This is a genomic window from Chitinophaga sp. (assembly GCF_035564935.1).
In the GTDB taxonomy this organism is placed as follows: domain Bacteria; phylum Bacteroidota; class Bacteroidia; order Chitinophagales; family Chitinophagaceae; genus Chitinophaga.
The window spans coordinates 1-8,318 of the sequence record NZ_DATMTE010000141.1; the positions used below are offsets into that span (position 1 = coordinate 1).

The 8,318-nt window shown below is 45.9% G+C and carries 10 protein-coding genes and 1 tRNA gene; 6 read left to right on the forward strand and 5 right to left on the reverse strand.

What is annotated here, in order from left to right; all coding sequences use genetic code 11:
* Window positions 1–51: 51 nt before the first annotated feature.
* The 3 genes from VN105_RS03775 to VN105_RS03785 form a co-directional block, all read right to left on the reverse strand.
* A complete protein-coding gene (locus VN105_RS03775) occupies window positions 52–651 on the reverse strand; it encodes a bifunctional nuclease family protein (protein WP_142686951.1) in 600 nt (199 codons plus the stop codon).
* 189 nt (window positions 652–840) lie between these two features.
* Window positions 841–1,812, reverse strand: a complete 972-nt coding sequence (locus VN105_RS03780) for an electron transfer flavoprotein subunit alpha/FixB family protein (RefSeq protein ID WP_325638081.1) — start codon at window positions 1,810–1,812, stop codon at window positions 841–843.
* 36 nt (window positions 1,813–1,848) lie between these two features.
* A complete protein-coding gene (locus tag VN105_RS03785; protein WP_325638083.1) occupies window positions 1,849–2,589 on the reverse strand; it encodes an electron transfer flavoprotein subunit beta/FixA family protein in 741 nt (246 codons plus the stop codon).
* A 134-nt stretch (window positions 2,590–2,723) separates the two neighbouring features.
* On the opposite strand from VN105_RS03785, the gene VN105_RS03790 reads away from it, so the two are divergent.
* Both VN105_RS03790 and tilS read left to right on the forward strand, forming a co-directional pair.
* Window positions 2,724–3,035 (forward strand): hypothetical protein, encoded by a 312-nt coding sequence (locus tag VN105_RS03790; protein ID WP_325638085.1) that lies wholly within the window; start codon window positions 2,724–2,726, stop codon window positions 3,033–3,035.
* Between the two features lie 24 nt (window positions 3,036–3,059).
* Entirely contained in the window at window positions 3,060–4,397 is a 1,338-nt protein-coding gene (gene tilS / locus VN105_RS03795) for a tRNA lysidine(34) synthetase TilS (protein WP_325638087.1), read from the forward strand.
* 39 nt (window positions 4,398–4,436) lie between these two features.
* On the opposite strand, the gene VN105_RS03800 is transcribed toward tilS, so the two are convergent.
* Together VN105_RS03800 and VN105_RS03805 are read right to left on the reverse strand one after the other, a co-directional pair.
* Window positions 4,437–5,057 carry a rhomboid family intramembrane serine protease gene (locus VN105_RS03800; protein WP_325638089.1) on the reverse strand — a complete coding sequence of 207 codons (621 nt, stop codon included), beginning with the start codon at window positions 5,055–5,057 and terminating at the stop codon, window positions 4,437–4,439.
* 29 nt (window positions 5,058–5,086) lie between these two features.
* Window positions 5,087–5,560, reverse strand: a complete 474-nt coding sequence (locus VN105_RS03805) for a 23S rRNA (pseudouridine(1915)-N(3))-methyltransferase RlmH (protein ID WP_325638091.1) — start codon at window positions 5,558–5,560, stop codon at window positions 5,087–5,089.
* 126 nt (window positions 5,561–5,686) lie between these two features.
* On the opposite strand from VN105_RS03805, the gene VN105_RS03810 reads away from it, so the two are divergent.
* From VN105_RS03810 to VN105_RS03825, 4 genes are all read left to right on the forward strand, one after another.
* A tRNA-Arg gene (locus tag VN105_RS03810) sits at window positions 5,687–5,760 on the forward strand.
* Between the two features lie 180 nt (window positions 5,761–5,940).
* Entirely contained in the window at window positions 5,941–7,059 is a 1,119-nt protein-coding gene (locus VN105_RS03815) for a 5-(carboxyamino)imidazole ribonucleotide synthase (RefSeq protein ID WP_325638093.1), read from the forward strand.
* 5 nt (window positions 7,060–7,064) lie between these two features.
* Window positions 7,065–7,562 carry a 5-(carboxyamino)imidazole ribonucleotide mutase gene (gene purE / locus VN105_RS03820; RefSeq protein ID WP_325638095.1) on the forward strand — a complete coding sequence of 166 codons (498 nt, stop codon included), beginning with the start codon at window positions 7,065–7,067 and terminating at the stop codon, window positions 7,560–7,562.
* A gap of 60 nt (window positions 7,563–7,622) precedes the next feature.
* Window positions 7,623–8,252 (forward strand): carbonic anhydrase family protein, encoded by a 630-nt coding sequence (locus tag VN105_RS03825; RefSeq protein ID WP_325638097.1) that lies wholly within the window; start codon window positions 7,623–7,625, stop codon window positions 8,250–8,252.
* Window positions 8,253–8,318: the final 66 nt, after the last annotated feature.

Sequence of the window (8,318 nt, forward strand, 5' to 3'; positions counted from 1 at the left end):
CGGCAGCCCCCTGTGTATAGTACGGCTGCAGGGTGTATATATGAAATAAAATTATTTGCTTTTGCGGCTGTTGATCTCATCGCGGATAGCGATAGCACGGATATAATCTTCCTGTTCCAATACCTCCTGGAGCAGTGTGGTTAATTCCTCCACATTCAGCGCTTTGAGGTCATCTTCGGCGCCTTTTTCATGTTCTGAAATGGTAGGGGTAACCGGCTTACTGGTCTTTTTACCGGCAGGGTCATCCAGCAGGATCCCCGCACTGTTGAGGATATTTTCGAAAGTATAGATAGGGCATCCGAAGCGGACTGCCAGTGCGAGTGCATCTGAAGTCCTGGAATCTATCTCTATTGTTTCATCGTTGTTAGAACAGATCAGCTTTGAGTAAAAGATGCCTTCCTGCAGATTGCTGATGACCACCTCCTGTAATTCCACGTTAAAGGCATTCATGAAGTTTTTCATCAGGTCATGTGTTAAAGGCCGGCTGGGTTGCATTTTTTCCAGAGCTACTGCAATCGCCTGCGCTTCAAAGCCCCCAATCACAATAGGCAAACGGCGTAAACCGTTTACTTCTCCCAGTACCACGGCATATGAATGAGTCTGCGTAATGCTGTGCGATAAAGCAACTATTTCCAGTTCTATTTTTCTCATATCTGTCTTGCGTTGTCGCTGAATAGTTTGTAAGACCGTGAAGTTAGAAAAATATTCCTTATCTAAAAAAAATCTATAGTGATAAATCTATGATATAAGCATTACGGTACAGGAATTACGGATGAAAAATCAACACGATCTTAAAAATTGAAAACCTCATCCGTAATTCTTGTACCGTTAGCTGTGCGCTTAACTGAGTTTCAGTTTTTTCACTGCTTCGGTAAGCTTAGGCACAACTTCAAATGCATCACCTATTATGCCATAGTCTGCCGCCTTGAAAAACGGCGCTTCCGGATCTTTGTTGATCACCACAATCACTTTACTGCCGTTTACGCCGGCCAGGTGCTGAATAGCGCCGGAAATGCCTACCGCGATGTATAGATTGGGGCGTACTGTTAAACCAGTCTGCCCTACGTGTTCATGATGAGGGCGCCAGCCCGCATCTGCTACCGGCCGGGAGCTTGCAGTAGCCGCTCCGAGCGCCTTTGCCAGGTCTTCCAGGATGCCCCAGTTTTCAGGACCTTTCATACCGCGGCCGCCACTTACAATTACCTCTGCTTCTGTTAACGGCACTTCACCGCTCACGGTTTCGGTTTTAACTACCTTCACTTTAAAATCAGCATCATTGATAGCAGGAGAGAAGGCCTCTACAGCGGCTGTTCCACTTCCCGGATTTGCAGGGAAAGTATTCGGAATAATGGCAATCACTTTCTTGTCGGACGTAATATTGATATTGGCAAACGCCTTACCGGAAAATACATTTTTCTTTACCACAAAGCCATTGGCTGTATCGGGGTAGGAAATAGCGCCCGCTACCAGTCCTGCTTTCAGGCGGGCAGATACTCTCGGGGCAATGGCTTTACCATCAAAGTTATGCGGGAAGATGAGCACTTTACTGCCTTCTTTTTCGGCTGCTTCCGCAATTACTTTAGTATATACAATGGTTTCCACTTCATGTAAACGGGCATCCGCAGCGTGTAAAACTTTCTGCGCACCATAATTGCCAAGTGCAGCCAGTTCCGCTGCATCTACAGGACCCAGTACCAGCGCAGTGACGGTAGTTCCCAGCTGTTCAGCTACTTTTGCTCCATATTGAACGGCTTCCAGCGCCGCTTTCTTGATCTTACCCTGTGCCTGGTCGGCAAATATTAATATAGACATCAATAATTTAATTAGTAGTTGAGAGATAGATTACCGTTAGATCACCTTTGCTTCTTCATGCAGTAACTTCACCAGTTCCTCCACGTTATCAGGACTGATCAGTTTCACGCCGGCCTTTGCAGGAGGCAGTTCAAAGCTTACAACAGCGGTGAGTGCATCTGCTGCAACAGGTTCTGCCACGGTAAGGGGTTTGGTTCTTGCAGCCATAATACCGCGCATATTGGGGATCCGGGCTTCCGCCATTCCTTTCTGACAGGAAACCACCACCGGCAGCGATACTTCACATACTTCTTCTCCGCCTTCTATTTCCCTGTTAACCGTAGCAACGGCGCCGTTCAGGTCAAATTTAGCTGCAATGGATATATAGGGCAGTTCCAGCAGCTCCGCCACCATACCGCCTATACCGGAACCATTGTAATCAATGGTTTCTTTACCGGTAAAAATTATATCGTATTGTTTATCCTTTGCGTGCGCCGCTATCTGCGATGCTATATAATAACTGTCTGCACTATCCGCATTTATACGGAACGCCTCGTCTCCGCCCAAAGCCAGGGCCTTACGGATCACCGGATCACAATCTGCACCACCTACCGTTACCAGATGCACATCCGCCCCGATGGTTTCTTTCAGCTCCAGCGCCCTTACCAATGCATACCATTCATCGTACGGATTAATAATAAACTGTACACCAGACTCATTGAATTTCGTGTTATTGTCCGTGAAAGCTATTTTTGCAGTCGTGTCCGGAGTTTTGCTGATACATACTAAAATCTTCATGGCCTTAAACTGTTTTGTTTAAAAATGCGGTAATAGCAAATATATCTAAATAATATAAGCCAACCGCAGGCGGAAAAATGATTTTAATCAGTCATACATATCGACATATTGTACAAAAAAATAATAATATCTGAATGGACAGAATCGCACAAATAAAGCAGTTCCTGGTGGCCACGCCTAACGACAGTTTCCTGAAACATGCTTTGGCGCTGGAATATATTAAGCTCGACGACGATGTTACTGCCCGGCAATTGTTTGAAGAATTGCTGGCTCATGAACCTGGTTATGTTGGCTCTTATTATCACCTGGGTAAATTACTGGAGCGGGCGGGTGATAATGCCGGCGCTGTCGGCATCTATGAAAAAGGTATGGCCATGGCTAAAGCCGGTAATGAAAGACATGCATACAATGAATTACAATCGGCCTATGAAGACCTGCTATACTGATATTATTAATCCAACAAACAACGCATGCCTCAACATTTAGTAATTGATTTCGCTGCCTATATTTCCCGTCAGCATTTATTTGATCCTGCGCAAAAGGTACTGCTGGCAGTAAGCGGCGGCGTGGATTCGGTGGTAATGGCCAGGTTGTTTAAAGAGGCCGGTTATCATGCAGGTATTGCCCATTGTAACTTTCAGCTGAGAGGGGAAGAGTCTGAACGGGACGAAGCATTTGTGCGTAACATGGCGGCAGCCCTGGAGTTACCGCTTCACGTGGTGAAATTTGATACCCATGCCTATGTGGAAGAACATCGTGTAACCATACAGGTAGCCGCAAGAGAGCTGCGCTACCGCTGGCTGGAGGAAACACGCGCCGCCAGCGGATATGCCTTCATCGCCACCGCTCATCATATGCAGGACAGCGTGGAAACGGCGCTGATGAATTTTGCAAAAGGCACCGGCATTGCGGGTTTACACGGTATTCTTCCCAAACAGGAACACCTGGTCCGCCCGTTGTTGTTTGCGGAAAAAGACAGGCTGGTAGCATATGCGGCCATGAATAATATTTCTTTTGTAGAAGATAGTTCCAATATAACTGATAAGTATACACGTAATTATTTCCGTCACCAGGTGATCCCCCGCTTACAGGAGGCATTCCCTGGCGCGGTGAAAAATATGGCGGCTACTATTGAACGGATGAAGGAAGCCGAATCCCTTTACCAGGAGGCATTAGCCAGGCACCGTAAACGGTTGCTGTTTCAGCAGGGGAATACCTGGATGGTGCCCGTAGGAAAGCTGCAGAAAACGGCGCCGTTACAAACAATTGCCTGGGAACTGTTCCGTACTTTCGGATGTACATCAGCACAAACGCAACAGGTGCTGTCATTACTGGAAAGTGAATCCGGCAGATTTGTTGATACAGGCAGTCACCGTATTGTCCGCAACCGGCAATGGCTGCTCATTACGCCACTTGCAACGGAAGTATCGCCGCTGGTGGTGATTGAACCCGGGCAGCAGCATATTCATTTTGGCGGCGGGCAATTGCAGATCCGTGAGCAGGAGAGAGGTAATGCCGGCATCCCTGCAGCCCCGGAAACAGCCTGGCTGGATGCCGCCCGGGTAAGGTTTCCGCTGATCCTGAGAAAATGGAAGCAGGGCGATTATTTTTACCCGCTGGGGATGCCCAAAAAGAAAAAGGTAAGCCGTTTCCTGATCGATCAGAAATTGTCTTTGCCCCGGAAAGAAAATGTATGGGTACTGGAATCAGATAAACGTATTGTATGGTTGGTGGGAATGAGGATAGACGACCGTGTGAAGATCACTCCCGGAACAAGAGGAGTAATCAGCATCACCCTGTTGGGATAATGTTGCAGGCAGCGGCTCAGCCGCTGCCTGCAATTGCATTTACCGTCCAAACCTCGGGTGCATCAGCATTTGCAGGAAATAAGTTCCCAGTTCGGGATGGAAGATCAGCGGAAATATAATACCAAATAACGCTCCCCACATATGGGCATCATGATTGATGTTATCGCCGCCTTTCCTGGACATGTAGGCCGACAGCGCCAGGAATAAAACGCCATAAATGACTGCCGGGATAGGAATGAAAAATAAATAAATAGTATTCCACGGATCTACCATGATAGCCGTAAACACTACTGCAGATATAGCTCCCGAAGCCCCCAGGGAAGAGTAGTTTGAATTGTTCCGGTGTTTTATGTAAGAGGGAATGTTAGCCACAATTATTCCAAGCAGGTAGTATAAAATATACACCACCTTACTTTGGAAAAGCTGCAGAAACAAACGTTCGATGGCAGGACCAAAGAAAAATAAAGTGAGCATATTGAAAATGAGATGCTGAAAATCCGCATGGACAAATCCCGAAGTGATAAAGCGGTAATATTGCCTGTAATTCTTTACCATATAGGGTTGCAGGCTCATCTTATCCAGCTGGTCATAATTTTTAAGGGCAGTATAGGATACGAGGCAGGTAACAATGATAATAACCAAACTGATCGAAAACATCATAAAGCATTTTGTTTAAGTGATAAAGGTACTTATTGATGATGATACTTTTCCCTATTCAGTACCGTATAGGCGCGATATAATTGCTCTGTAAAAATAAGGCGTACCAGCTGGTGAGGGAAGGTAAGCGGGGATAACGACATTTTCAGTTGCGCTCTTTGCAATACCGCATCATCGATGCCAAAAGCACCGCCGATCAGGATGATCAGTTGCCGTGTGCCGGCGTTATTGCGTTGTTGCAGAAAATCCGCAAACTGCACGGTCGTCATCATTTTGCCCTTCTCATCCAGCGCCAGCAGGAAGTCGGTAGGCTGCAACATATCCAGGATAATTTTCGCCTCCTGTTTTTTCAGCTCCGGAACAGATAAACTGCCTGCCTGTTTCACCGTCGGGATCAGTTTCACCTCAAAATCCACATAATGCTGCAGTCTTTTCTGAAAAACAGCCATCCCGTCCCTGATGTAGGGATCGTGTTCTTTTCCTATGCTCCAGAGTTGAATCTTCACTTCGTATAATAATTAAACAATTGCTGTAAAAGTAAGTGTAAATCAGAAGATTGCGGAAGTTTTTTTAATAACTATTTGGGATTTTCAAAAAATCTCCTACCTTTGCCATCCACTCACAAAATACATGGCTCCGTAGCTCAATTGAATAGAGCATCTGACTACGGATCAGAAGGTTTCAGGTTTGAATCCTGACGGGGTCACGAAGTATTGGTTTAAGGGTTGCATTTTTAATGCGACCCTTAGTTTTTTATATACCTGGATTAACCAGGTTTGCTTTCACCCGTAACCGGTGGTAAAATCCTCAAAGCCAATATCATACTATATTATAGTATTGCTATCATTTGAAATAGTTTTATACCTTTGCCAGCTAACTGAAGATTATGTTTGAAAATTTGAAAATAGGAGTACTGGGAGGCGGGCAGCTGGGTGCTATGCTTATGCGGCACGCCATAGATTTTGGCCTCAGTGTTTCAATAATGGACAATGATGTCAATGCGCCCTGTGCACGTTATACTTCTTCCTTTTTCTGCGCCGATCCCGCTTCCTATGAAGCCGTTCTTGAATTTGGCAAGGGACTCGATGTTATTACAATAGAAAAAGAGGCGGTGAATATTGAAGCGTTACGACAGCTGGAAAAGCAGGGGGTAAAGGTTTTTCCAACGCCCGGTACAATTGAAGTGATCCAGGATAAATTCAGTCAGAAACAATTTTTACAGTCGCACAACATCCCTGTAGTGCCAGGCGAAGCCGTTCAGGGCAAAGATGACCTGCACCGGTATGAAAATAAACTGCCCGGCTGTTTGAAAAAACGGCGCGACGGATACGATGGCTATGGAGTGATGGTGCTGAGAACATCTGCGGATATTGAAAATGCTTTTGATGTGCCCTGCGTGCTTGAAGAATTGGTAGATATTAAACAGGAAATAGCTGTTATTGTAGCACGGAATGAACATGGCGCTATAAAATGCTATGACCCGGTGGCGATGGTTTTTTCTGAAGAGAAGTTCATACTGGATTTCCAGATGGCGCCCGCTCAGATAGATGATAGCATAAGGAAAGAAGCGGCAGCTATCGCTGAAAAAATTGCAGACGCACTTAAACTGGTGGGTATTCTCGCTGTAGAAATGTTTATCACAAAAGATAACAGGCTTTTAGTGAATGAACTGGCGCCAAGGCCGCACAATAGTGGTCATCACACAATAGAAGCCAGCATTACATCACAATACGAACAACTGCTTCGCGCCATACTCGGATTCCCACTGGGAGATACGGCCCTCCGTTTCCCGTCTTTAATGATGAATATACTGGAAAGCGCTTCGCCGGATTCAAACGTCCGGGAAAAGCTGCCGCAGCTGTTGAGCCTGGAAGAAGTACATCTTCACTGGTATGGTAAAAAGGGCTATAGACCAGGCAGGAAAGTAGGTCATATCACCATTGGAGGCAACACAATGGAAAGCGTGGTGTCCAAAGCTGAAACAATACGGAAAATTCTAAATTAAAAAATATGAAACAGGTAGAGGTAGGCATTATCATGGGTAGTAGTTCCGATGCGCCTATTATGCGTCAGGCAATAGAGGTTTTAAAGAAGTTTGAAATAGACTACGAATTCAATGTTGTATCGGCACACCGCAGTCCGCAGAAAATGTTCGACTATGCAGCTGCCGCTGAAGAACGCGGCCTGAAGATCATCATTGCAGGCGCCGGTGGTGCAGCACATCTTCCGGGCATGGTGGCCGCTATTACCACTTTACCTGTAATTGGCGTGCCGATCAAATCTTCAAACTCTCTCGATGGTTGGGATTCCCTCTTATCAATCGTACAAATGCCGGGTGATGTGCCCGTAGCTACAGTAGGCGTTAATAATGCACACAACGCCGGTTTACTGGCAGTGCAGATACTGGCTACCAGCAACAATACACTCAGGCAAAAGCTGGCCGCATTAAAAAAGGCGAATTATGATAAGGTCAGCAAACAAAATGAAACATTAGATCAATCTGCATAGAACGGTTAGTTTCCAGAAAGAAAAAACGCCTGCCGGCTATAAGGATTTAAACGATAACATATGTACAAGCATTCGAAGGAATCCCAAAATAGCCTTTCCCCCGCAACGGCACTTCAATACCTCAAAGAAGGTAACTCCCGGTTTGTAAACAACCTGAGGGCTAACCGCGATCTGCTGAGCCAGGTAAATGCTACGAGAGACGGACAGTATCCATTTGCAACGGTACTTAGCTGTATGGATTCGCGTACCTCTGTGGAACTTATCTTCGACCAGGGGCTGGGAGATATATTCAGCATACGTGTTGCGGGCAATGTGCTCAACCAGGATGTTCTTGGCAGCATGGAGTTCGGCACACAGCTGGCAGGCACAAAAATAATTGTGGTATTGGGCCATACACAATGCGGTGCTATAAAAGGCGCTTGTGACAGTGTACACCTGGGTAATCTCACCCAGCTGCTGGACAAAATAAAGCCGGCTATCGAAAGCGAAACAACTACTCCCGCAGAAAACAGGAACGGAAAGAATGCCGCATTCGTAACGAATGTTACAGAACATAACGTACGTCATGTAATAAAACAGATCACCGCAGAAAGCCCGGTGATAGCAGCGTTGGTAAATGACGGGGCAATAAAGATAGTAGGTGGCGTATATCACCTGGAAACCGGAGCGGTAACTTTCTTCGAAGAGTAAATTGCGTGTACCCGTTACCGTAGTATAAGAGAAAAATATGCTGTTTTTTTTTGTTTAATTTAAAAC